Origin of the sequence: Rickettsiella endosymbiont of Miltochrista miniata, from assembly GCF_964031245.1 — a bacterium.
Lineage (GTDB): Bacteria > Pseudomonadota > Gammaproteobacteria > Diplorickettsiales > Diplorickettsiaceae > Aquirickettsiella.
Genome location: NZ_OZ035017.1, coordinates 111,077 through 135,099, shown reverse-complemented (window position 1 = coordinate 135,099; position 24,023 = coordinate 111,077). Strand labels below are relative to the sequence as shown.

16 protein-coding genes are annotated in these 24,023 nt (G+C 36.0%); 4 read left to right on the top strand and 12 right to left on the bottom strand.

Annotation, left to right across the window (positions count from 1 at the left end; all coding sequences use genetic code 11):
* Window positions 1-2 precede the first annotated feature (2 nt).
* The 6 genes from AAHH40_RS00610 to AAHH40_RS00585 form a co-directional block, all read right to left on the bottom strand.
* A complete protein-coding gene (locus AAHH40_RS00610) occupies window positions 3-3,413 on the bottom strand; it encodes a U-box domain-containing protein (protein ID WP_342220193.1) in 3,411 nt (1,136 codons plus the stop codon).
* 424 nt (window positions 3,414-3,837) lie between these two features.
* Window positions 3,838-4,314 carry a DUF2269 domain-containing protein gene (locus tag AAHH40_RS00605; protein WP_342220192.1) on the bottom strand — a complete coding sequence of 159 codons (477 nt, stop codon included), beginning with the start codon at window positions 4,312-4,314 and terminating at the stop codon, window positions 3,838-3,840.
* On the bottom strand, window positions 4,314-5,600 hold the full coding sequence (locus AAHH40_RS00600; protein ID WP_342220191.1) for an NAD(P)H-binding protein: 1,287 nt from the start codon (window positions 5,598-5,600) through the stop codon (window positions 4,314-4,316). Before AAHH40_RS00600 ends, AAHH40_RS00605 begins: the two co-directional genes overlap by 1 nt.
* Window positions 5,601-6,065: 465 nt before the next feature.
* Complete coding sequence (locus AAHH40_RS00595; RefSeq protein WP_342220190.1) at window positions 6,066-6,983, bottom strand: hypothetical protein; 918 nt, start codon at window positions 6,981-6,983, stop codon at window positions 6,066-6,068.
* 140 nt (window positions 6,984-7,123) lie between these two features.
* Entirely contained in the window at window positions 7,124-7,897 is a 774-nt protein-coding gene (locus tag AAHH40_RS00590) for an outer membrane protein (RefSeq protein ID WP_342220189.1), read from the bottom strand.
* A gap of 83 nt (window positions 7,898-7,980) precedes the next feature.
* Window positions 7,981-9,378, bottom strand: a complete 1,398-nt coding sequence (locus AAHH40_RS00585; RefSeq protein WP_342220188.1) for a hypothetical protein — start codon at window positions 9,376-9,378, stop codon at window positions 7,981-7,983.
* Between the two features lie 253 nt (window positions 9,379-9,631).
* Between AAHH40_RS00585 and AAHH40_RS00580 the strand changes: the two genes are divergently transcribed.
* Window positions 9,632-10,267 (top strand): glycoside hydrolase family 25 protein, encoded by a 636-nt coding sequence (locus AAHH40_RS00580; RefSeq protein WP_342220187.1) that lies wholly within the window; start codon window positions 9,632-9,634, stop codon window positions 10,265-10,267.
* Between the two features lie 40 nt (window positions 10,268-10,307).
* On the opposite strand, the gene AAHH40_RS00575 is transcribed toward AAHH40_RS00580, so the two are convergent.
* The 4 genes from AAHH40_RS00575 to AAHH40_RS00560 form a co-directional block, all read right to left on the bottom strand.
* Window positions 10,308-11,189, bottom strand: a complete 882-nt coding sequence (locus AAHH40_RS00575) for a bifunctional methionine sulfoxide reductase B/A protein (protein ID WP_342220186.1) — start codon at window positions 11,187-11,189, stop codon at window positions 10,308-10,310.
* A gap of 148 nt (window positions 11,190-11,337) precedes the next feature.
* Window positions 11,338-11,886, bottom strand: coding sequence for a peroxiredoxin (locus AAHH40_RS00570; RefSeq protein ID WP_342220826.1), 549 nt, complete (start codon window positions 11,884-11,886; stop codon window positions 11,338-11,340).
* Between the two features lie 169 nt (window positions 11,887-12,055).
* Complete coding sequence (locus tag AAHH40_RS00565) at window positions 12,056-12,928, bottom strand: polyprenyl synthetase family protein (RefSeq protein ID WP_342220185.1); 873 nt, start codon at window positions 12,926-12,928, stop codon at window positions 12,056-12,058.
* Window positions 12,928-13,185 (bottom strand): exodeoxyribonuclease VII small subunit, encoded by a 258-nt coding sequence (locus AAHH40_RS00560; RefSeq protein WP_342220184.1) that lies wholly within the window; start codon window positions 13,183-13,185, stop codon window positions 12,928-12,930. Before AAHH40_RS00560 ends, AAHH40_RS00565 begins: the two co-directional genes overlap by 1 nt.
* Before the next feature lie 302 nt (window positions 13,186-13,487).
* Here AAHH40_RS00560 and AAHH40_RS00555 point away from each other — a divergent pair, with 302 nt between their 5' ends.
* Together AAHH40_RS00555 and AAHH40_RS00550 are read left to right on the top strand one after the other, a co-directional pair.
* Window positions 13,488-14,867, top strand: a complete 1,380-nt coding sequence (locus tag AAHH40_RS00555) for a pitrilysin family protein (protein WP_342220183.1) — start codon at window positions 13,488-13,490, stop codon at window positions 14,865-14,867.
* Entirely contained in the window at window positions 14,857-16,179 is a 1,323-nt protein-coding gene (locus AAHH40_RS00550) for a pitrilysin family protein (protein ID WP_342220182.1), read from the top strand. The genes AAHH40_RS00555 and AAHH40_RS00550 overlap by 11 nt, the downstream gene beginning before the upstream one ends.
* Here the strand turns inward: AAHH40_RS00550 and AAHH40_RS00545 are convergent, their stop codons facing one another.
* Window positions 16,180-19,992, bottom strand: a complete 3,813-nt coding sequence (locus tag AAHH40_RS00545; RefSeq protein WP_342220181.1) for a hypothetical protein — start codon at window positions 19,990-19,992, stop codon at window positions 16,180-16,182.
* 167 nt (window positions 19,993-20,159) lie between these two features.
* Window positions 20,160-21,464 (bottom strand): glutamate-1-semialdehyde 2,1-aminomutase, encoded by a 1,305-nt coding sequence (gene hemL / locus AAHH40_RS00540; RefSeq protein WP_342220180.1) that lies wholly within the window; start codon window positions 21,462-21,464, stop codon window positions 20,160-20,162.
* A gap of 338 nt (window positions 21,465-21,802) precedes the next feature.
* Here hemL and mrdA point away from each other — a divergent pair, with 338 nt between their 5' ends.
* Window positions 21,803-23,902, top strand: a complete 2,100-nt coding sequence (mrdA, locus tag AAHH40_RS00535; RefSeq protein WP_342220179.1) for a penicillin-binding protein 2 — start codon at window positions 21,803-21,805, stop codon at window positions 23,900-23,902.
* Window positions 23,903-24,023: the final 121 nt, after the last annotated feature.

The following is a 24,023-nucleotide window of genomic DNA, read 5'->3' as shown; positions in this document are numbered from 1 at the left end:
TATCAGGGCTGCATGGCATGACTTTCACCAAGCGGCATGCCCGCGGTATCTATAGTATTTACTTTACGCTCAATAGGCGTGTCAAAACGAAAAATTCCTATCAGATTTCCCATCAATAAAGATGTATTTTTAGCAGAGACTGTAAGACCCGTAGCTAGCAAGCCACCTTTGAAAAGGCCATTCCTATGTCTAGGAATCGGATTTTCCCAATATCGACTAAAAATATTTGAGTAATGGGTGGGTATTTTTATGCCAATTTTGCGTAAGTTTTCAATAAGTTCCCTGCTAGGCTGTCTTTCTTTAAACGCAATATCTAAATAATTGCTTTCGTTAATTTGGTTTAAATTGGTTAACGGCAGACTATCTGATGTCAATAGTTCATTGGTTGGAATATCACAATCTTGTAAGATTTTAAAATAGTTCTTATCTTTTTCACCCACCTTTAAAAATTCAAAAAAAGGTATTTTCATATCTTCCGAGTCAATAAATGTCTTTTGCAATACCTTACTGGTAAAACGAAATAGCGAAACGAAAGAAACAGCCATGAGGCCAGGATTAGCCTTGACTAAACAATACCAGGTTTCAACACCAGGCTTTTTAAAGAATGCAGCATACTCTGGACCTGCGTGGTGATTATATCCTAGCTCTTTTAATGCAAACGCCAGTAATCCTAAGGCTGAAGGATGCTCGGCGAAGGCTAGGCCTGCTTCTTGAAGATTTCCTGACATTATTTTGCTGTAGCTACATTCCCAGTTAGCCGTTGCTTTTAACACGCGTGTTGCGGGATAACCCAATGAAAGCGATACAGCAGCAATGACACCGGGATTGGATGTGATTAAACTACACCAAGTACCAGCGCTTGGATTTTTAAGAAAGCCTGCATATTCTGGATAAGCATGGTCATTATATCCGAGTTCTTTCAATGTAAGTGTTAGCAACCCTAAAGCTGAAGGATGCTCGGCAAAGGCTAGGCCTGCTTCTTGAAGATCTCCTGACATTATTTTGCTGTAGTTGCACTCCCAGTTAGCCGTCGTTTTCAACACTAGCTTTAAGGCATAAGCTGCGCCACAACCCAACACTATCGAAAGGGCAGCAATGAGACCAGGATTATCTTTGATTAAATTACACCAAGTTTCAGCACTTGGTTTTTTAAGGAATGCGGCATATTTTGGGCCCGCGTGGTGATTATATCCGAGTTCTTTTAATACGAGCGTCAGCAAACCTAAAGCTGAGGGGTGTTCGGCAAAAGCTTTTCCTGTTTCTTGAAGATTTCCAGACATTATGCTGCCGTAGCTACATTCCCAATTAACAGCCAACTTCAATATTCGTGTCGCAGAATAACCTAAGGAAACTAATAAAGCGCCAATGATACCTGGATTGGCTGTGATTAAACCACACCAAGTTCCAGCACTAGGTTTTTCAAAGAATGCAGCATATTTTGGACCTGCGTGTTGGTTATATCCGAGTTCTTTCAATGCAAGCGTCAGCAATCCTAAAACTGAGGGATGTTCGGCAAAAGCTTTTCCTGTTTCTTGAAGATTTCCAGACATTATGCTGCCGTAGCTACATTCCCAATTAACCGTCGTTTTCAACAATCGAGTTGCAGAACAACCTAATGAAACTGATAAAGCGCTAATGACACCAGGATTAGCCGTGATTAAATCACACCAAGTTCCAGCACATGGGTTTTTAAGAAAGGCTGCATATTCTGGATAAGCATGGTTATTATATCCGAGTTCTTTCAATGCAAGTGTTAGCACTCCTAACAATGACGGGTGTTCAGCAAATGTTTTTCCTGCTTCTACAATATTTCCAGACATTATTTTATCGTAGCTACATTCCCAGTTAACCGTCGCTTTCAACAGTCGCGTTGCGGGATAACCTAGCGAAACTGATAAAGCTGCAATGATGCCAGGATTGGCTGTGACTAAAAAACACCAAGTTCCAGCACTTGGGTTTTTAAGAAAGGCTGCATATTCTGGATAAACATGGCCATTATATCCGAGTTCTTTCAATGCAAATGTCAGCAATCCTAACAATGAAGGGTGTTCGGCGAAGGCTAGGCCTGCTTCTTGAAGATTTCCTGACATTATTTTTCCGTAGCTACATTCCCAGTTAGCCGTCGCTTTCAATATTTTTTTTGCGCTATAACCTACGCTATAACCCAAAGAAACTGATAAAGCACCAACGACACCGGGATTTGTTTTGATTAAATCAAGCCAGGTGTTAGCTGATGGACGTTTAAAAAATGTTTTATATTCCGGATAAGCACGATGATTGATTACTGCTATTGAAATACTATGTTCTAATAAAATAGCAATCATGGCGAAAACTAATCCAGATTCTACAATTTGTTTAGTATTTTCAAGCGAAGGGTTGTCTACAAAATTAACATAAGCCCCGATTCTTTCAGGACAAAAAATAGCCAGTTTTAATGCGTCAGACATGGCATAGCAAGTCCAACGCGTTGCGTTTAAAGAAACTGTTTTTAGATAACTTCCAGTAAACACAGTTGCATATTTATCGAGCAATGCTTGACGTCGATTGTCTGTTTGAGCCCACCAGATATTTCCAGCACTTTCTGATAGGTAATAGGATATTAATTTTTTAATTTTAACTTCGTCTGCATCCTTAAGGTTGTTTTCAAGTTCTTGAATTAACTCATGATCATAGCTTTCATGCTTATAAATAAGCAGATTCTTTACTTCTAAAATCTTGAGTTGGGTTTCTACGTCTAAATCCGTGTTAAATAAGATTTTTTTTTCAAAGACTTCAATTTTACTTTTACAAAAAGTTCCATCAAAGCACCATTTAGAATCTTGTTCAATCATGTCCAGTTCTTCGTACCAAGCTAATATCTCATTTCTGTCTTGTTCTGGCTGAGCGAATACCTCTCTGTGGTACTTAACCAGTAGATCCGTAGCAATACCTTGAGTTGTTCGCTTAAAAGGTATGGTAGGGTCTCCCTTTAATAATTTAGTGCTGATAGTTTCGTATTGACGCCAAGTTTCTTCAGTGCCTCCCATTATTACAAAGATGTTTTGATCAATATCACCTTTCTCCCAATGATCTATTTCCTTTTTAAGAACAGTGTTACGTGTTAACTGTTCTTGCGTAAGCGGTTTCCGAGTTAAAGGGTTGGTCTTGCTTATTTGTAACCACTGCGTAATATTTTTAAAATCAAACGTGAAGCCATCTTTGGTGATGACTGGATCTTCCATCACTCCGTGTGAAATGGGGCACAGAAATTGGTGGCCTTCAGGCAATTCATCGCGTTCTACGCTTTCATTGATTGTTTTCTTGATAAACGACCTAAGTTCCACCTCAACTAGGCATTTTGCAAATAAGCGATGATCTTTTTGAAGATTGGGTTGAGTAGTTACAGATTGATAATTTTTTGTTGCATTAGGCATTTTTTATTTTCCTTAGACGAGCAATTTTTTTAAAGTTGTTTTTCAGGTAATCCTTGACATTTTTAAAGCCAAAAACTTATTAAATAATTTACATGAGCTTAGGATAAAAGAGAAGAGATTAAAAAACTCAAGAGAATTGTCCGCCGCTATTAAGCGTCAGCAATTTAATGGTTCCTTCATAAATAGCTCATATTAGTTTAAGACTTAGCGATAGGCATTATTATTTTCCTTAAGACAGATTTTAGAATATGCAATAATTAATTAAAAAATTAAAGCGTAATGTATATATAATTTTTAATTTTGTATAGTGTTATTTTTTTATACAGAAATAACATAATTTATAAATTAACTTTTTATTCGTATTAAATAAGAAAAATTTAAAAAAGAAAGTTCACAGAAGTCTGTATCAACTGGCCATTTAAGCTTATAAAAACCAATGCTCTGGTTTGTTGGCCATTAAATAAAAAACACCTATTAAAGCGATAAAAGCGGGAATACCTAATATCCACCATATCCTAAAATAATGTTGATATTCTTTGGGTAGAGGGGTTTGATTTATTGATGCGGCTAAGGCTAAATCACGACAACGCATTTGCAGCCAAACTACAGGAGCCCAGCAAACAACCGCAATAATGTAACCTAATATAGATCCTAGTATCCAGAAACTGGTTAACGAATATCCTTTTAAATAAATCAAAATATATCCAGTAGACGCTTGCATTACACCTGATGTTGCAGTAAAAAGCCAATCTGCAACCACTACTGCTGAGGTTGCCTTGGCAATAAGTGTTATATTTTTCTGTTGGTTAACATAAAACATATAAAAAGCTGTTCCTAAACCGGTACCGAATAGCACCGATGCGCTGATGATATGTAATATTTTAATCCATGCGTATAACATTATCGTTCACTATTTAAAGCCATCATAATCAGTATGGCTACCAACAAAGGAATGTTTTTTGCGATCGGCGCAAAAGGATGTAACCAATAGCTCGGGAGAGAAAAAGAAATTATCGTGGTATAAAATAAAATTAGAACACATTGGAGAAACCCCATGACTATTAAGCGGTAATTAAATAGCGTAGCTAAACCTAGTAAGAGATCTATTGTACTTAACCCATATAAAGCAAAAGGCTGGAATGAAAGTGGAATTTTTGCTTGTGTCAATATTCCAAACGATAGTGACGCTGAAACAGGCAACGCACTTATAACCCCTGAAAATATCCAAATAAACGCAATACTAATACGTAACAAAGGTCTTAGAAAATATAATCTGGCATGCCAACGATCCTGTACGCTGCTTACCATGCCATTGAGACCACGACTAAAACTTCGTGGCTTGAAGCCTATACTATTTTCTAAATTTTTTATCTCCATGTCATCCGCTATATTATCAACAGCCATCATTTTAATACCCGTTTCACTGATGGGAGAGTTAGGTATCCAATTTCCAATTTTAGCTCCTAACTGTGTAAGCCTATCCGGTATAGCGATTGGCCACGCTTTTCTAAAACCCAACCATGCACGCAATTTAATGAGTATGTTTTTTACAGAAAGTTTTTCACTTCCTACCGCATAAAGTATTTGCGTACCAGGAAGATCTAATACTTTCTCAACTATAAGCGTCAAATCATCTATATGGATAGGTTGTTGCAGTTGTTCTGCACCGCCTGGCATCGGAAGAATAAAGGGTAGACCGGCAAGTCCACGAAATAATGAAGAACCACCATAAGAACCTTTACCATACACAAAACCTGGCCGAATAATGGTTGAGTCAATGTCTAAGGTTTGCAAATATTTATCGATAGCTAATTTACTTGTTGCATAGGGTACATCCACTTTATCAATCCCTAACGCCGAAATTTGAATAATTTTCTTTACTCCTTGCTTAGCACAGGCTTCAAATAACGCTTTGGGTGCTTCATAATGGATATTCCATATGGTCTTTTCTTTAGCTGTTTGGAATACGCCGACACAATTAATGACTATATCAATACCCTTTAAGTGTGGTAACCAATATTCAGGAGTAATTGCGGTAGTAAAATCAGCTTTGAATGCATGGACATGAGGAATATTTTCTAAAAGTCTATTGTGTACGCAAGCAATAATATCGTGACCACCTGCGGCCAGCCGAGCAATGATTTCCCGCGCTATAAAACCATTAGCGCCTGTTATTAAAATACGCATGTTTTATTTCCTAAATAGAAATTCTATCCAGGTGCTTTTCATTACCGCATCATGGATTAAATTAATAAAAATTAATATCATAGCAATATTCAAATAATAAAAAGCTTTTAAAGAATAAGAGGCTATAACTATTCTAGATAAGTAAACTTTTTTAATAAATATATTGAATATCCAAAATATTATAATTAAATCAAAAGCATGATAAGCAACGAAGATCCACGGTACTTCTAAAGTAAAATTTCCCGCAAAAATGAGTGGTATCGAGCTTGCCATTAGAATAAAAATGCACAGTAAGATTATGGCATCCCCAAAATAGCTTGCTCTTATGGAATAATCGATTAGGGATCGATCCTTCCTATTAATGCTTCGAGTAATATAAAAAAAGCCAGCCGTTGTTATCCCAAAAAACGATACGCCACTAATGATATGAAAAAATTTAATAATTGAAAGCATCTTAAATTTCAGTTAATTAGAAGGTAAGCTCATTACTTGTCTTATTGACTTACGCTTCAGTAAGGTTTGAGGATATACATCTTGTGGACAGGTAGCATAGGGTAAATTTAAATAACTTGTCGCGACAAATGAAATTTTTTTGTTTACTTCATCGACATTTATATTGCTGTAGACAGTGTTCGGTTCTTCTGCAAGAATTCTCTTTTTGGTGGGATATAAAAGATTACGATAATAAATGATCGCATCATTAGTAGGCCCAGGTTTACCACACACTGCGGTTTTTCCACCCTCATCAATATAGATTACCTTACTAAAATGATCATAAAATACTGCTTTTCGTGTAGCAATGGCTCTCAAGATATAACTGTTAATCGCCGTATTCTTACTAGATATTCTAATTGGCATCAACGCATAACCATAATCAGTGGAGCCACCCCCAGCACCCGGGCTACCCATCCAAGCATCAAGTATAATTGCTTTATTATCCCCTCTAATCGCATAAGGAACATAGAGTGCGCCCGAGTTTCCATCTTGCGATTCTGGTTGAATTACACCAAGATAAACTGATGAGTTTCGTTGCGGATCATAGACAAAAAGGTAAGCTTTATACCCACCCGCATCGAATTGATCCCCCCATATTCCGTTTTTGATCAACTCAACAATAGATTTGTTGTTATAGGATGGAAGATAATCTTTTATTGGAACAAATGGACCGAAATAAACACGTAGTACCTTTTTTGCATTCAGAAAAGGTAGTGAGAAAATATGTGCATGATTTTTTGGCAATAACGGTGACGCGTCATTATTACCTTGATCAAATTTATTGGGGAAAAAATAAGTGGAATAGTGATCCAACTTATGTGCTAAAATAATAGGCGAAATAAAGCACATTAATAATATATACAAACAATTTTTTTTTATTTTTTTCATAAATAACCCTTAGATCTCATATCCGGCCACTGGTCTCTTTCGTGATTGCACGCAGTCACTTCCACCACAATTTTACGGCATGATGCTTTTTCCCTCCAGTCTTCGCTCTAACGAGACAACTCGTTTGCAGCATATCAAAATTACCAAAATAAATAGCGTGCACTAAGAAAAACACTGCTCGCATGCAGATTAGCGTTTTTTAATGTGCCAATAGGTGTGAAGGTACTATTTGTAAATACATTATCTACTTTATTCTTTCCAAGATTATCATAGAAATAACCTAACGATAACCAAAAATCATCTTTGACCTGATAATCTATACCCGCACCCACATTGTAACTAAAATCACCCGTTAGATTGGTCGAGCCTCCCAGCTGGTTAGTAAAAGTTGAAGAGTTTACAAACAGCTGAGTGATCCTATTAAACGAAGCGCCCAAACCTAACGCAACATAGGGCATAAATCTTTGCCATTTATAGATATCTGCTTTGGTCATAAGCAGCCAGCTTTCCTGTTGCAATCGATAATTATAACTGGTTGGAGCTGGGTCTACACTAGGCGTCTGCGAAACTCCGAAAACATTTATTGGCGAAGTATAGCGATGCTGCAAGCCCATATTAATACTAGGAAACCATGGATTGTCGCGCGCCCATCGATACCCTATCCCAACAAAGAAAAAGGGTGTGCTGTAAGAATTGCCTGTTTTTAAGCTCCCTAACACACTCCCATTCGGAGCAAGCAAAAAGCTATTGCTACTTGCATAATCGTAGGCCTTACCGACACCTAAATCAAAATATAATCGGTGAGGATGATAACAATGAGATTTAGAATATGCATTGGGTGCTGCGTAAAGTGCACTCGCGACTAAACAAAGTACTACGCTCAACCCCATTCTAATTATCTTAGAAAAATTCATTCAGCCTCCCTGGCAGTCTACCGCTGAAGTTTCAATATAGCTTAAAGCGCTATAAATATGAATTTATTTAGATAAGAGAAACATTATGAGCCGAAGCGCCTAGTGTGAGACGAAGAGGGATAATTAGGTTGTTGGCTGGAGCTAGCTGATGAAAAGAAAGTTTGATGACTACCACTTGGATTGTCCATTTTATTTGTTGTTGCAGCGAAATCGTTTTTAAATTTTTTAAATTTGATGCGAATTTTATCTTTTAGAACATCCGATTCAGTTTCTTCTACCAAAAAAGATTTGCCCATGGTTTTAAATGAGTTTATAGAAGATATATAACAAGAGCGTATATCGTCTTCAGCTTGTTTGCTCCCCATATACAGATGGAAACTTTCAACTTCTTGCACAGCCTGTATGAGTTGTTGCTGCCTTTCAATAAGAATTTTGATTATTTTACTGGCTAATTGGCTGGATTCTTCAGAATCATCCGGAACATAACATTGTGAAAATTTCTCTATCAAACTCTCAGGTAGCAATATGATACGCAGAATCGTTTGATTAACTTCCAACCTAAAACTATCTAATTCTGTGATTTCAGATGCATTCTTTTGCATGAGATCTAATTTTTGCTGCAAATTTTCGGGAGTTCGTTTGACCAGGAAGAATCTTAATAAATTATATACAGGAAACCCAACTTTAACTTTACCGATACAATCGGCAATTAAATTTATTTTATCCCTTACTTCTTCATCGAATACTTTCGTATTGCGAGGATTAGTTTTAATCGATTGATCAAACTGCTGTTGAGAAACTTGCGGATATTGATCATCTAACATAGGGGCAGAATCAATGATTATTTTCAAGATCGCTTCATTACATCCCTCGGTCACAAAGCTCAGCCATTGGTAAGCATGAAAATTAGCGATATTGGGTAACAATTTGATATCTTCTGCGGTAATCATTCCCTGTGGGTCAGGTTCTATTTTATGCATATCGTTAAGAGAACAGTCCCAATCAATTTTTACTACCTGTCCAGAATCATTGACACCAATATTACCGCGCTGTTTTACATCGATATCGTCTAGCCATAAAGCAAGCACCAAAACGCCACCGAGTCCGGTAATTTCCTTACTCTGAATGGCCTTATAATAATTCTTATTTTCACAGAAATATAATTCGTTAAACTCAGGTATTTCCTTAGAAAGGACAAAATAAGCAGTGTTATTCTCTACATTTTTTTCCATTAATCGAGTTTTTGGCTGCGAGCTGCCTAGTACTAAACGAGCAATTTCCCCCGCTATGGTTTCGATAAACCCTGTTTTGATTTGCTCTTCCTTTGGAATCGATCGTTGCAATCGAGTCGCTAGAGATTTAACAGCCCAAGAACTTTCATTTTTGTCTTTTATGTAGAAGTTTACCGGATGTGAAACAGTAGTTTCTCCAGGAGGGCAATAGCCTACGAAACTAAAATTATCTTTATTTTTTAATGGCATTTTTTTATTATTAGTATTAAGAATTTAATTCTAATATATATTAAAAATTGCTTCCTGTTAATGCAAAAATTAATCTTCTCTTTAAGATAAAACAAAATCACAGCAACAGATATATGCTAAATGGTCATTGTCTATTTCTTACCTTCTTGATACAAATAATTAAACATTAAAATTATTTTCTTTTTGGATATTAGCTAATCAAATTCTATTTAAAAAATTTTTATCGAAACTTCAAACAATAAAAAGAGACTATATGAAAAATCAACAACAAAATATTTTGTGCGAAAAAGGAATTGACATCTCACACTGGCAAGGGGAAATTGACTGGGAAAAAGTTGCGACAGAAGAAATTAAACATGTGTTTATCAAAATGTCAGAAGGCGGAACTTACACCGATCCAAACTTCGTTACTAATTGGAATGCTGCAAAAAATCCAGGGCTTAAAGTCAATGCCTACCATTATTTTAGAGTTTTAAATAGCATTCCAGAAGAGCAAGTTGCAAATATTAAAAGGAATCTACTATCAGTTGGATTTGATCCGGCAATGAATGGTCTAGCTATTGATGTGGAGGCAGGGGGCAACGAATCCGCTAGTAGGGATATAATGGCCGATCATTTACACATGCTTTTAGGCCTACTCAACTGCGATCTTTTAGATGTTAAGCCAATGATTTATTGTTCACCTGCCTATTGGAATAGTGGCGTAAACTGGGAAAAATATGATTTTAGTGTCTATCCACTTTGGATTGCCCAGTGGAATGTAGATGAACCACACCTCCCCAAAAGCTGGGAACAATCAGGAAAGAACTGGTCTTGCTGGCAATATAGTTCAAAGGGAAAAGTAAACGGTATTAAAGGCGATGTTGATTTAGATTGGGTTAGAAACTAAATTAAAAAAACGGCAAGATTTAAATTAAGTCGGGTAGCATTTAAAATCTTTTAACATAAAAATGGCAGTAAGGTTGTTTCCGGTTTTTTTCATAATAATTTTGATGATAATCTTCTGCCTTCCAGAATGTTGTAGCCGGTGTAACTTTGGTAACCACTTGAAAACCTTTATTTTTTAAAATACTAATCAGTTTTAAGGTGATTTCTTTTTGTTCTGGAGTGGTATAAAAAATCTCAGACCGATATTGCTCGCCTTTATCGGGCCCTTGTCGGTTTAACTGCTCTGGATCATGGATTTCGAAAAACTGTTTAGCTAAAGTTTCATAGCTTACTTTGCTAGGATCAAAAATAATTTCAACTGCTTCGGCATGACCGGTAGGCTGGGTACAGACTTCTTCATAGGTGGGATTAGATGTATTACCACCAATGTATCCAGAAATTACTGAAATAACCCCGGGTAATTGTTTCATTAAATATTCTACACCCCAAAAACACCCTCCCGCAAAAATAGCAGTTTCAGTCTGAAGATTAGTTTTGCTTGAAGTTTTTTGCAAATCTTTTGCAGCTTCATTTTTAGGGGTAAATTCTAGAGATATTGAATTAACACAATGACGAATATTCTTAGGCGTCAAACCATCGCCTAGAAATATATGGCCCAGATGCGCTCCACATTTCGCGCAGGTAATTTCGGTACGATGGCCATCTGGATCAGGTACTCGTTTAATTGCACCTGATATTTCATCGTCAAAACTGGGCCAGCCACTTCCAGAATCAAATTTAGCCGAAGAATGATATAACAGTGCCCCGCATTGTTTACAAGTGTAATCGCCTTTTTCATTATATCGGTAATATTTTCCAGAGCAGGCAGGCTCAGTACCTTTTAATAAAATAATTTTCTCTTCCTCAGGCGTCAGTTTTTTCATAATGGTTAAAGAAATCCAAATAAAACATTTGTAAATTATAGGCCAATCCCGATGATTTCACTATGCTTATTCAATCTCTAATTTTTAAACAAGCATAAAAAAACCCGCTAACGGAGCGGGTTTTATATTGAACTAATTTTACTGCAATTTAAGCAACTTCTTCAAGGTTAATAGTTTGTTGACCTTTTTGCCAATTACACGGACAGAGTCCTCCGTCTTGTAAAGCATCCAATATACGTAATACTTCTTCAGGATTACGACCGACACTCAAATCTGTCACCATAATAAAGCGAATAACGCCTTCTGGATCGATAATAAATGTTGCTCGTTGTGCAACACCGGCATCTTTATCTAATATCCCTAAATTATTACATAATTCATGTTTAATATCACTCAACATAGGGAATGAAAGATCGCGTAAATCATCGTTATATTGTCGCCAAGCACGATGCACAAATTCACTATCTGTACTGCCGCCTAATAATACAGCGTTACTTTCTTTAAATTTAGCATTGAGATCATTAAATGCCACAATTTCAGTAGGACATACAAATGTAAAATCTTTAGGCCAAAAAAACAGTACTAACCACTTGCCGGGATAAGAAGCGTGTGTAATCTCAGTAAAAGCCTTGCTGATATCAATATCAACGGTGGCTGTGAGCTTAAATTCAGGTAATTTATCCCCTACTTTTAGCATTGACATATCGTTATTTTCCTCTCATTTTTAATAAGAACGCCGGCAATTGGTTTTCGCAGGCATTAGTTTGATAGCTTCTAGGATTAGGCCAGGCAAGCAATAAATCCATATTTACTGCATACATCTGGCTATTGAAACTACAGGGTCGATTATAACAGCCCCATCTCTATTAAAGAAATGATTTTTCTCTATCTAATTGATAGTTTTTTTCAATGGGTTCATTTGTAAACAGATCCGTTATTAATTGAAGAAGAGGCTGATTTTTTGCTGGGGAAAGCATCAAAACAGAGGCCAAATCAGTTAAAATTTGATCTTTAAGGCCTTTTAGATGGTTTTCTCTCTCGATAGAATCCTGCCAAAAATTGATATTTTCATTATCGCAGGCGTCATCTTGAATTTGGTAAGCCAGGCCTAGGTTATTCCCCACATTCTTTAGGGTGAAAAGCTTATCGGCAGACAAATCAGCAACTATGGCGGGTAACTGAAAAGCTGCTACAAATAACGCTCCTGTTTTTAAAGAATGGATGTTTTCAGCACTCGATTTATCTGAACAATCTGAACCAAAAAAGTCCATAGCTTGCCCTGCCACCATACCCCATGGCCCTGCTGCTTTTGCCAATACGCTGAGCATTTTTACGATTTTAATAGGCGGTAAGGGCGTTTTAAGAAGAACATCAAAAGCCAAGGCTTGTAAAGCATCACCTGCCAATAAAGCCATAGCCTCGCCAAACTGTTTATGACAACTAGGCTTCCCGCGTCGCCAATCATCATTGTCCATACTAGGCAGATCATCATGTATCAATGAATAAGCGTGAATTAATTCAATCGCACAAGCTGCATGATCTAAATCATGCGAAGGTAGTCCCAAAGCTATTCCTAAAGCATAAATAAATAAAGGTCTTAAACGTTTCCCGCCATTTAAAACCGCATAACACATTGCATCATAGAGTGGTTTTGATAGCGGAGAAGGATTTGACAAACAACCCGTTAATAACTGATTAACGCGTTCTTGATAGCTTACAAAATCAGTTTCAATATTCACTAGACTAATTCTTCATTGACTTCAAAAGGTAGCAGTTCATTTTTCTGGTTGGTACCAGTGTTCATTAAAATTTGCACCTTTTGTTCAGCGTTTTTTAAAGTCAATTGACAATCCTTCAATAAACTCACGGCTCGACTAAATTGCTCGAGAGAATCTTCTAATGTTGAATTACCTCGTTCCATTTGTTCAACAATTTTTTCGAGTTCTTGCAAACCTTTTTCGAATTGAAAAACCGTATTTTTTTTTGTCTTTGGCATGAAATGACCCCATTTTTACCTATGCTTGGATAGCTGAAATTAAGCTACAGACTTGTTAAACCGCAAAATAATTTTAATGATTATGAAAGCCTCATAAAGTGATGTCAAATAATGACAAGAATTGTTACCATACTCATGGTATTACAAAATAGGAAACAGGGGCGCTTTTCAGTGCTTTCATCTCGCGATGGGGACTTTCAGAAGCTAAAACCATTCACCCTCTTGATGGGTAAACCCCAATTTTAGCTTGGATAGGCATGAAAATCGGAGCACGAACAATAAGTTCTCTAGGAAACTAATCGATGTTTTTTAAAAAAATTTTTGTTTATTTTGGTTTAATATTCTTATCTCCGTTATGTTGGGCAGGCGATGTCCACGAATATCATTTAAAAAATGGATTAACTTTACTAGTTAAAGAAGATCATCGAGCTCCGGTAGTCATTTCAGAGATCTGGTACAAAGTCGGCAGTAGCTATGAACCTAATGGAATAACAGGCATTTCGCACGCTTTAGAGCATATGATGTTTCGCGGAACCAAAAAATTTGGCCCGGGAGTGCTTGAAAAAATTGTCTCTGAAAATGGAGGAGAACAAAATGCATTTACGGATTCAGATTTTACTGCCTATTATCAAAAATTTTCTGCAGATAAATTAGCGGTTAGTTTTGAATTAGAAGCCGATAGAATGCGAAATTTATTGCTACGTCCACAGGATTTTCTTAAGGAAATTCAAGTGGTAATGGAAGAAAGGCGCATGCGCGTCGACGATAATCCCCAAGAAATTTTGTTAGAACGCCTTAATGCTGCAGCTTTTGTTGCAAGCCCTTATCATCATCCCGTCATCGGCTGGAAAAATGATCTACAAAATATGCATGTTGAAGATTTACGTGAATGGTATGAAACCTGGTATGCACCCAATAATGCGATACTCGTCGTTGTCGGTGATGTAAGGCCCAATTTTGTTTATCAATTAGCACAAACTTATTTTTCCAATTTGAAACCCATTACTCTCCCAAAAATAAAACCAGAAAAAGACTTACCAACATTAGGGGAAAAACGTCTCATTATACATACGCCTGCTCAGTTGCCTTGGCTGGTTATGGCTTATCCCGTACCGGTTATTAAACAAGGCGTCAATAGTCAGGATCCGTATGTTTTAGATCTTATTGCAACATTATTATCAGGAGGTAATAGTGCTCGTTTTGCGAAAAATCTTATCAGAAACCAACAAATAGCTGCTGATGCTAATGCATTTTACAATCCTATAAGTCGCTTAGATAGCTTGTTTTTGTTGCAAGCCACACCAACACCTGGACACACATTATCGGAACTTGAATCAAGCTTATTGAAGCAAATCAAGCAATTACAAATCTTTAGTGTCAATACTGAAGAATTGGCACGCGCAAAAGCACAAATAGCTGCCGATAAAATATACCGCGAAGATTCTATAACTGCACAAGCGTATGAACTTGGAAGTTTAGCTGCGATTAACTTGCCCTGGCAAATACAACGAGACTATCTAAAACATATTAATGCTATCACGCCACGTCAAATACAAACTGTAGCCAATAAATATTTGCTTGCTTCTCATTTGATTATTGCTTACTTAATCCCCTTACCCATGAATTCAACTGATCCAAACTCTAATACTTTATCAGTTATAGGATCTAAACATGCACATTAAATCTTTCTTTTATTTTTTGGCTTTCTTATCACTATTTATTACTGATACTACGCAAGCAGAAACTTCACACGCTATTCTAAAAATTGAACATTGGTCTACAAAAAATGGTGTACCGGTTTATTTTGTTGCTAAAAACGAAATACCCATTATAGATATCGGCGTATTGTTTCATGCTGGTTCTGCTCAAGATAATAATTCCCCTGGAATTGCTCAATTTACCGCACAAATGCTAGATCAAGGCACGCAAAATTTGAATGTAGATCAAATTGCCAATCGTTTTGAAGCCGTCGGAGCTCATTATAGTGCTGGCGTTAATCAAGATATGACCGTCTTAAATCTACGTTCACTTAGTGCTCCACAATTCTTCAATCCAGCATTGAGCACCTTTTCTATTTTACTTAAGGATGCCAAATTCCCCGAACCAGCTATTAATCGAATAAAAAAACAAATGTTAATCGCCCTACAACAAGAAGCACAAACACCTAGTGCGATTGCTATTAAAACCTTCTATCAAACTTTATATGGGCTTCACCCTTATGCCTCATCTATATTAGGAAATAAAATAAGCATTGAGCAACTATCCCAAGAAAAATTATTAAATTTTTATCATCGCAACTATGTTGCAAAAAATGCCATGATAGCAATCGTAGGAAATGTAACGCAAGCTAAAGCAATGAGCATTGCCGAACAGCTCTCAAGCATATTGGCGCAAGGGAAAGCTTCGTTACCCATGAATGCGCCCTCATTGCCACACTTAAAAAATCACATCATAAAAGTTTCCTATCCTTCCAAACAAACGACTATTTTTCTGGGTCAAATCGGTATTGCTGTAAAAGACCCTGACTATTTTCCGCTGGTTGTAGGTAACCAAATTTTAGGTGGCGGAATACTTACTTCAAAACTTTTTAATGAGGTTAGAAATAAACGTGGTTTATGCTATGGAATAAACAGTGGATTCAAACCATTGCAAGTCGCTGGCCCTTTCGTAATCGCATTGCAAACGCGTCGAGATCAAGCTGCTAAAGCACTTTCTCTGACTCAACAAACTTTAAAAAATTTTCTGGCCAAAGGCCCATCTACACAAGAATTGCAAGGAGCCAAACAAGCCCTTATTGGCAGTTTTCCATCTTCTATTTCAAGTAATGAAGGGATTTTGGCCGCTACGGAGAAAATTGGTTTTTATCAATTGCCTCTAGATTATTTAGATACCTATCAACAAAAAATTAACTCCGTCAACTTGGAACAAATTCGACACGCCTTCCAAAGGATTAAACCAGAAAAAATGATTGTGGTCATGCTCGGAAAACAATAACTACATCGAATAAAATATTGGATTGTGTGGCTGAACCATATCAACAGGATAAACAGCGGGCATAGGCGAAGGCAGATAATAAAATGTCGTAGGCGCTGTGTAAATATTATATTCCGGCGATGGTATAGGGAAAACACAATTTGTATTATTGGTAGTCTCAATAGGAGGCAAATAATTTTCTGGATTTTTTAAACTATCTGCATCCGAGGGATCAATACGACTTAAATAAAACTTAACGATTTCAGGGCTTGCTAGCAAAGATAATTTCTCTTTGATTTTCTGCTTAGTTTCAAATTCTTGCTCTATTGCTAGTTTTAATTGATTTACTCGATCTAATTGCTTGCTGAAATCAGATAATACATTCTCTTCATTATCCATTCCATTGAGGGATCCTAGCATCAGAATTTGTTTAATAAAGCTCCGATTCAAATTATTTAATTCGTTTTCTTCACTAATTAAATCATCACGAAACTTATTATATTTATCAGTAGCTCCTAAGTAAAAAGTTAATAAATTTTTAAACTCCGCCCTGTTGTCGGCCAAAGGACTGGGCAAACGAGGGGATTCTTGAACTACAGGATTATCCTCATTTTGTAATATCAGTGTCCTACAGAGTAGGATCCGATGAAAAACTTCATCGAACCATTTTTGATATTGGGACAAATAGCTAATCATTACTTTAGTTTGATTTGAGCTTTTAAAATAAGGGGTTATTTGGTTTTCTTTCATTCTTAGTTCATCATTTTTAACAGCACATTCCTCCTGATAAAAAGATAGACATGTTAAAAATGCCTTTGCGCTACTATCCAAAACTGATTTCGAACAAGTTTCAATAATATGAAAAAGTTCATATAGCTTAGTATGTTTTTCATTTTTCCAGACTTCAAAATCAACATTCCACCTTTCATAATCTTCTAGAAGGTTTTTGCTAGCTAAGTTAGAATTATTAGATAGATTTTCTTCTGTAAATTCAGTGAGTAGACTTTCTTCTGCCGATTTTTTTTCAACATCTAATTGTCCTTGGATACTTATCGAATCTACAAGATCTAGTTGCCTATTTTCATTAACAACACATTTGGGTGTTAAGATGGATGCAATTTTTTTTATTGGTGCATCTGTCACGTTTTCAGAAGTTGCAGCTTTAATTACTTCAATTAACTGACCGTGAGCTACATCAACTTTTTTATCCTCATCACAAAATTTTTTATCTTTAATGAAGGGAATATCTTGCCTTAAATCATTAAATTTTTTATTAGGAATATTTTTAAAAAGATTAATTTTTTCATTTAACAGCTCATATGTTTTTTGATAGTCATCCGCTTCTACAATGACGGCATATAATTTAATTACTCTAACATCTGTATCGCATTTAATCAGCCTAATTATTTTTTCTAACCCATTGGATTGTTCTTTTAAACGTATGTAATCATTAGATAATTTTCCATTTATTTGACGCTTCACTTTTTTAGTCAGCGAGTTTTTGGCAAAGAATTGAGATTGAATATGGTTTTTTATAACAGAAGTCGAGAGTAAGCCTAGAATTTTTTTAGCTTCATTATTGTAGTTATGATATTTATTTATTACTGAATTCACTTGACCAATCAGAAGTTCGATTGATGAAGAGGAGTTATTGAGCAATTCTCGTAATTGAGTTAACTTCTTTTTTTGATCTTTCCTAACAATTGAAGTATTTTTTATTACAAGTTCCTCTACTAGCTCTAATAGCTTTGGTAAACTTAAATTCGATAAATCTCGAGATTCATTTGGATTTTTCCAACCATTTAAACTCGATAAGAGCTTCTGTATTGATAAAGAGATCTGGCCTATAGCAGAAGAAATTTTCTGACGAAATTGATTTATATCTTGCGTATTTTCTTTTATATGTTTTAAAGTCTCAGATAAATTTTCTGACAAACAACTTAGTGACTCATAAAAATACTCTATAGCTTTATTGCATTCTATTGCCGTATTTTTCTTTGATTGGGTTTCATTAGTTTTAATTAGCGTTATAGATTTAGGTTTATTAATAAACTTATGTTTTTCTACTTTTTGATACTCCAATTCACAAATTTTTTGTTTTTTTTCTAAACCTTTTAAGGAATCTATCAACAGATTTTTCTCAGGCATTGGAACTAGACTAGACTCTAATTTCGGCTTAAGCGAATCTTCTAAAGATTTTGTATCAGATAAGATACGCCTGATATCTTGGAAAGTATCTAAATTTAATTTAATTTCTTCGAGAATATTTTTTTTGTGGAGACTATATTCAACTTTATTTTTAAAAGTTTTTTCAAAAAATTTATTTATCTCTTCATTTTTTCTTTTTTCTAATACTTCCAAATCTTTTAATTTAAAATTGGCAAATATACTTAATGTAACTAATTCGGTATAAAGTAATTGTCTGTTAAACCCTTTTAAACTGGCATTAAAATCCGTATAAAGTAAAGTAAAAATATAATAGAAACTAAATTCTATTAGATCTTCAAGCTCTAGACTATCTAAAACAGAGATATCATCTTTAGGATAAGATTCCGTCAACTTATTAATAAATAAATTTACCCTTGTATTTAATGGTGTATAAAATTCGTCTCTGCAGATGGCATGAAATAAATAATTCAAAGCTTCTTTGTTAGTTTCTATAAATTCTGGTTGTCCCATTTTATTTAAGCTAAAATCATTACCAGTTTTTACATTGAATAATTCCAAAAATTTCGGAAGATGCGTTTCATTAACAATAATTGCTAACATGCGTCGCATTTTTGTTAAATTCATATATTTGTTATTAATTAAATTATTAGTTTTTTTATGAATAACTTGAATTTCGTTTTCTATTATATTATAAAAAACTAACGCTTGATTGACATGTGCTTCTTTTTCTTCCGGTTCACTCCCAAGAAAATCGTTATATTTTTTATCTATTTTACCTAAAGCTTCTTGTAAATAATTTAATCCGACTATAAGTGTGTCCTTAGCATTGGCTTTATAATTGACTATATTTAATTCTAAGTTAACTGCTTTTTTCAAATGCTCAAAATTAGTCTGAACAAGCTTTAATTTAAGAAAATCTAGCAAAAGCTCATAGTAAAAAAAACAACGTAACGCTACCAATTCAGAATTGGCGCTTGGCAAGGGAACATGGGCAGGGATATGTTGAGATAAGAATAATTTGAGAGTAGTTAAATTAAAATTGGCATTAAAATAAGCACATTCATACAATACAGCCTTGAGAATTAAAAGTGAATTCGCATAGGGATCACTTGAATGTTGAATGTTGTCAAAGAAATTTTTCGCATATTCCTTGAAGTAACATTGATACATTTCGAAAGGTAAGACAAACAATACTTTAGAAAAACAATCTCCCTCGACAAACTCATTGTATAAATTTTCTTCCTCATTTTTCAAATTACTGATTAATTTTGAAGAAATATTTTTATCCGTTTGTTCAAAATTTCCTTTCTCAATCGCCAAAGTATAAAATCTTTTGAGAAAAATAAAAAATAAAGTAAAATCTTTAGTCGAGCCTTGAATAAGTTCTAATTTCTTAATTAAACTGATTAATTCTAATTTTTGCTCTTCAAAACCTTCTTTTTCCTTTTTTAATTTATAAATTTGCTCTTGATTTTCTTGATTATTCAGTTTAGTCAATAGTGCGTTACTCAAAGCAATTTTTTTTTCAAAAAGCGCTAATTCAGTTATATTGTCAAGTAATTCTTGAGATAAAGAATAGATAACAGGGGCGGTTGAATTATTAAATACTTTGGCCATACCTTCAACTTCCGCATTTGTTATATCATTAACCACATCCATTAGCATTTTTTATTTTCCGTTAAATTATTTTAAATTTCTAAACTCAATATCCGACGTTTTAAATCAAATATAGAGATCTATTTAATTATCTAAATTACACTAAGAAAAGAAAAAAATAAAAGAAAATTTTAACAAAATAATAATTTAAGTTAATTTATTAGAAAATGGGTTAACTAAGCTGGCACTAAATGCTGTTCTTTTAGTTTATAGAATACTTTTTCTGCCGCGGCTAAAGTAAAGTCTATTTCCTGCTCTCCGTGTACACTGGATATAAAACCTGATTCAAAAGCGGAGGGTGAAAAATAAATACCATCTGCTAACATTCTGTGAAAGAATTCTTTGAAAAGTAATTGATTAGCTGATTTTACTTGTTGATAATTATAAACTTCTGTCTCTTCAATGAAAAGAAATCCAAATAATCCTCCAATATGATGGGCTTGCAAACAAATATTGGCGTCTTTAGCCAGTTCTAATAATCCAGATATTAGTTTTTCATTGATAAAATTTAATTCCGAATGGAATCCCGGTTGGCTGATTATCTCTAAAGTAGCAAGGCCTGCTGCTACTGTGACTGGATTACCTGACAAAGTCCCTGCTTGATACACATTTCCTTGTGGGGCTAAGCAATCCATAATCTCAGCTCGGCCACCCAAGGCGCCGACCGGTAGACCTCCGCCAATAATTTTGCCTAGTGTGGTTAAATCAGGTTTCACCTGGTAGATTTCTTGTGCACCACCTAAAGCCACTCTAAAGCCTGATATCACCTCATCAAAAATTAGTATGCTTCCATAATAATCACATAACTCACGCAACCCTTCTAAAAAACCTGATAATGGCAAAATACAATTCATATTCGCTGCGATAGGCTCTACGATAACAGCAGCAATTTCCTTGCCATAATGCATAAACATCTGTGTGACCTGCTCGAGATTATTAAAGTCCACACTCAAGGTTTGCTCTGCCACTACTCTGGGAACTCCTGCACTATCGGGTATGCCAAAACTGGCTAATCCGGAACCCGCTTTTATCAACAATGCGTCAACATGACCATGATAACAGCCATTAAATTTTAGGATTTTATCGCGGCCGGTAAAGCCTCGAGCAAGGCGGATTGCGGTCATAGTCGCTTCAGTGCCTGAATTCATTAAACGCACTTTTGCTAGATTGGGCATTAAATTGGAAATTTTTTCTGCTAAGTCAATCTCTGCAGAGGTGGGGGCACCAAAACTTAAGCCTCGTTTAGCCGCTTCCTCTACAGCCAACACAATTTTTTCAGGAGCATGTCCAAGAATTAATGCACCCCAGGAACCTACAAAATCGATATAGGATTTACCTTGAACATCAAATAAGTAAGCCCCTTTCCCATGCGAAAAGAATATCGGATCTCCACCCACGGCATTAAATGAGCGCACCGGAGAATTAACCCCCCCTGGGATGAACTGCTTAGCTTTACAAAATAACTCATGTGAAGAAATCATATTTAACTTAGACCTGTCTTAAACCTTTAGTTTTTTATATACTCAGAAAAATTAAAATGTTTGATAAAATACGTCGTTTATACCAGATGGTAATCTATCGATTGTAAACGATAAGCAAAAGCAAAAATGTCGTCATATTGCTTACATTTGTCTTAAATGTAAATATATACTCTTCGCAATTGAATTTTTGGCAAGGCGCCCTGAGAATAAAGCAACCAGAATGTGTTCAAGATACATGAGGATTGCGAATTGAGCGGTAACAGACAAAAATTCAATTGCGAAGAGTATAACAAGGACTATGCTGTTACTCAGCATTAACTAAGGGCACGATCAACTTTATGCTCAAGCCAATTAATACATTTAAGAACACCCATCAAGAGCATAAATTATTTAAGCGTAGAGCTATCGCCATCCTTATTGGTATCTCTGCTCTAAGTATCTTGTTATTAGGCCGACTAATTTATTTACAAGTCTTTCAGCATAAGCTGTATACTACCTTGGCCCGTCAAAACCAGCTTGGCCTAGTCTCCATAGAGCCAAATCGCGGCTTAATTTACGATAGGAATGGCGTATTACTGGCAGAAAACAAACCTATTTTCAATCTTGTTATAACGCCTGATTTAGTAAAAAATATTGATGCTACTATTCAACAATTAAGCTCCTTCATCAGAATAGACGCTGAAGATTTAAAACAATTTAACCGTCAACGACGCTTACATCATCGCTTTGAGCCTGTCCCCTTACGTTTAAAATTGAATGAGGAAGAAGTCGCTAGATTCTCTCTAGAAAGATTCCGCTTTCCTGGCGTTGCGATACAAGCGCAAATGATACGTTATTACCCTCAAGGCGGTTCTTTTGCGGCGATAGTAGGCTATATGGGAAGAATTAATGAAAAAGAATTACAAAGCGTAGATCCGGTCAATTATAGTGCGAGTAATTTCATCGGCAAAACCGGCGTAGAGAAATATTATGAAGCGCAGCTACATGGTACAGTCGGTTATCAGCAGGTAGAAACGAATGTGCATGGTCAAATCGTACGCATATTAAAACAAACTAGGCCTATCGCAGGAAGAAGTATTACTTTAACTATCGATAGTAATTTACAAAAATTAGCACAACAAGCTTTAGGCAGTCAAAAAGGGGCTATCGTAGCCTTGGATCCTCGTAGTGGTGAAGTTTTAGCCTTGGTAAGTAATCCTACTTTCGACCCCAATCTTTTCGTGAGTGGGATTCGGCAGCATGATTATGAAATCTTGCAAAATGAACCCGGAAACCCTCTCTATAACCGCGCCCTACGTGGTGCTTATCACCCTGGTTCCACCATCAAACCTTTCATCAGCACGGGAGCCCTTTTAGAAAATGTGGTTACACCCACCTTTACCATTCATGACACCGGAGAATTCCAAATTAACGGGAAAGGAAGGATTTATCATAATTTTCGTCGTCATGCTTATGGTGATGTAAATTTACTCAAGGCGCTGACTGTTTCTTCTGATATTTATTTTTATAATCTGAGTTTACGTATGGGAATAAACAGGATTTACACCAGCTTACAGCGATTTGGCTTTGGAAGCCCAACAGATATCGATCTTCCTGACGAAAGTAGTGGAGTTTTACCTAATCCTCAATGGAAAGAAAAATCCTATGGCGCCCCCTGGTATGGTGGAGATACGTTAAATGCCGGCATAGGCCAAGGTTTTCTATTAGTAACGCCCATACAACTTGCATTCGCAGTCAGCGCCCTCGCTGAATGGGGAGACCGTTGGAAGCCTCATGTCGTATTAAGCTGGCGCAAGGGGGATGGAACAGTAAGTTTTACTAAACCACAACAGTTAGAACCGGTTAATTTACCTCAAGATATTTTGAGTTTTATCCGTACAGCTATGCAACATGTCGTTAATGCCCCAGGAGGAACCGCCGAACGCTTTTTTCCAGGTGTTCCCTATACCTTAGCAGGCAAAACAGGGACTGCTCAAGTATATAGTTTAAAAAATGATGAACGTTATGATACCAAGACAGTCGCTGCCAAACTGCGTGATAATTCATTATTTATTGCTTTTGCTCCCGTTGAAAAACCTTCAATTGCCCTTGCTATCGTTATCCAGAATAGCGTTACTCCAGCAACTCAAATTGCTCGCAAGCTTTTAGATTATTACTTAATACCCCCTTCTCCCATACCCACTATTACTTCTCAGCCTCTTCCAGTGATTGTTCCTGAAAAAAAACCGGATAATCAGTTAGGTGAATCTACAAATCCATCGAATTCTTCCCAGCCTGCTGATACTTCAATGTCATCTAAAGTCAATAAAACCGCGGCCGAAGCTGATGAAGACGATGAAGATAGCAATGAAATAGAAGATGAAACTTCTCCTGCTAAGCCTGATAAAAATCAAGATATATTGGAAGCAGATGATAGTGATAACTCAGTAGAAGAATAAGTAATATGAGCGCCTCTCTCGATTGACAAATAGCCTCTATAAGGGCATGATTGGCGCCTATTTACCCGGCTTACATTAATTCTATTAGTAGTAAGTTCGTTTGTTGTTAATTCAGGAGGTT

Coding starts and splice junctions, on each gene's coding strand:
- AAHH40_RS00600 (WP_342220191.1), bottom strand. CDS start 5,600: ATGCGTATTTTAATAACAGGCGCTAATGGTTTTATAGCGCGGGAAATC.
- AAHH40_RS00605 (WP_342220192.1), bottom strand. CDS start 4,314: ATGTTATACGCATGGATTAAAATATTACATATCATCAGCGCATCGGTG.
- hemL (WP_342220180.1), bottom strand. CDS start 21,464: ATGATTTCTTCACATGAGTTATTTTGTAAAGCTAAGCAGTTCATCCCA.
- AAHH40_RS00585 (WP_342220188.1), bottom strand. CDS start 9,378: ATGCCATTAAAAAATAAAGATAATTTTAGTTTCGTAGGCTATTGCCCT.
- AAHH40_RS00550 (WP_342220182.1), top strand. CDS start 14,857: ATGCACATTAAATCTTTCTTTTATTTTTTGGCTTTCTTATCACTATTT.
- AAHH40_RS00580 (WP_342220187.1), top strand. CDS start 9,632: ATGAAAAATCAACAACAAAATATTTTGTGCGAAAAAGGAATTGACATC.
- AAHH40_RS00590 (WP_342220189.1), bottom strand. CDS start 7,897: ATGAATTTTTCTAAGATAATTAGAATGGGGTTGAGCGTAGTACTTTGT.
- AAHH40_RS00545 (WP_342220181.1), bottom strand. CDS start 19,992: ATGCTAATGGATGTGGTTAATGATATAACAAATGCGGAAGTTGAAGGT.
- AAHH40_RS00570 (WP_342220826.1), bottom strand. CDS start 11,886: ATGCTAAAAGTAGGGGATAAATTACCTGAATTTAAGCTCACAGCCACC.
- AAHH40_RS00595 (WP_342220190.1), bottom strand. CDS start 6,983: ATGAAAAAAATAAAAAAAAATTGTTTGTATATATTATTAATGTGCTTT.
- AAHH40_RS00610 (WP_342220193.1), bottom strand. CDS start 3,413: ATGCCTAATGCAACAAAAAATTATCAATCTGTAACTACTCAACCCAAT.
- mrdA (WP_342220179.1), top strand. CDS start 21,803: ATGCTCAAGCCAATTAATACATTTAAGAACACCCATCAAGAGCATAAA.
- AAHH40_RS00575 (WP_342220186.1), bottom strand. CDS start 11,189: ATGAAAAAACTGACGCCTGAGGAAGAGAAAATTATTTTATTAAAAGGT.
- AAHH40_RS00560 (WP_342220184.1), bottom strand. CDS start 13,185: ATGCCAAAGACAAAAAAAAATACGGTTTTTCAATTCGAAAAAGGTTTG.
- AAHH40_RS00555 (WP_342220183.1), top strand. CDS start 13,488: ATGTTTTTTAAAAAAATTTTTGTTTATTTTGGTTTAATATTCTTATCT.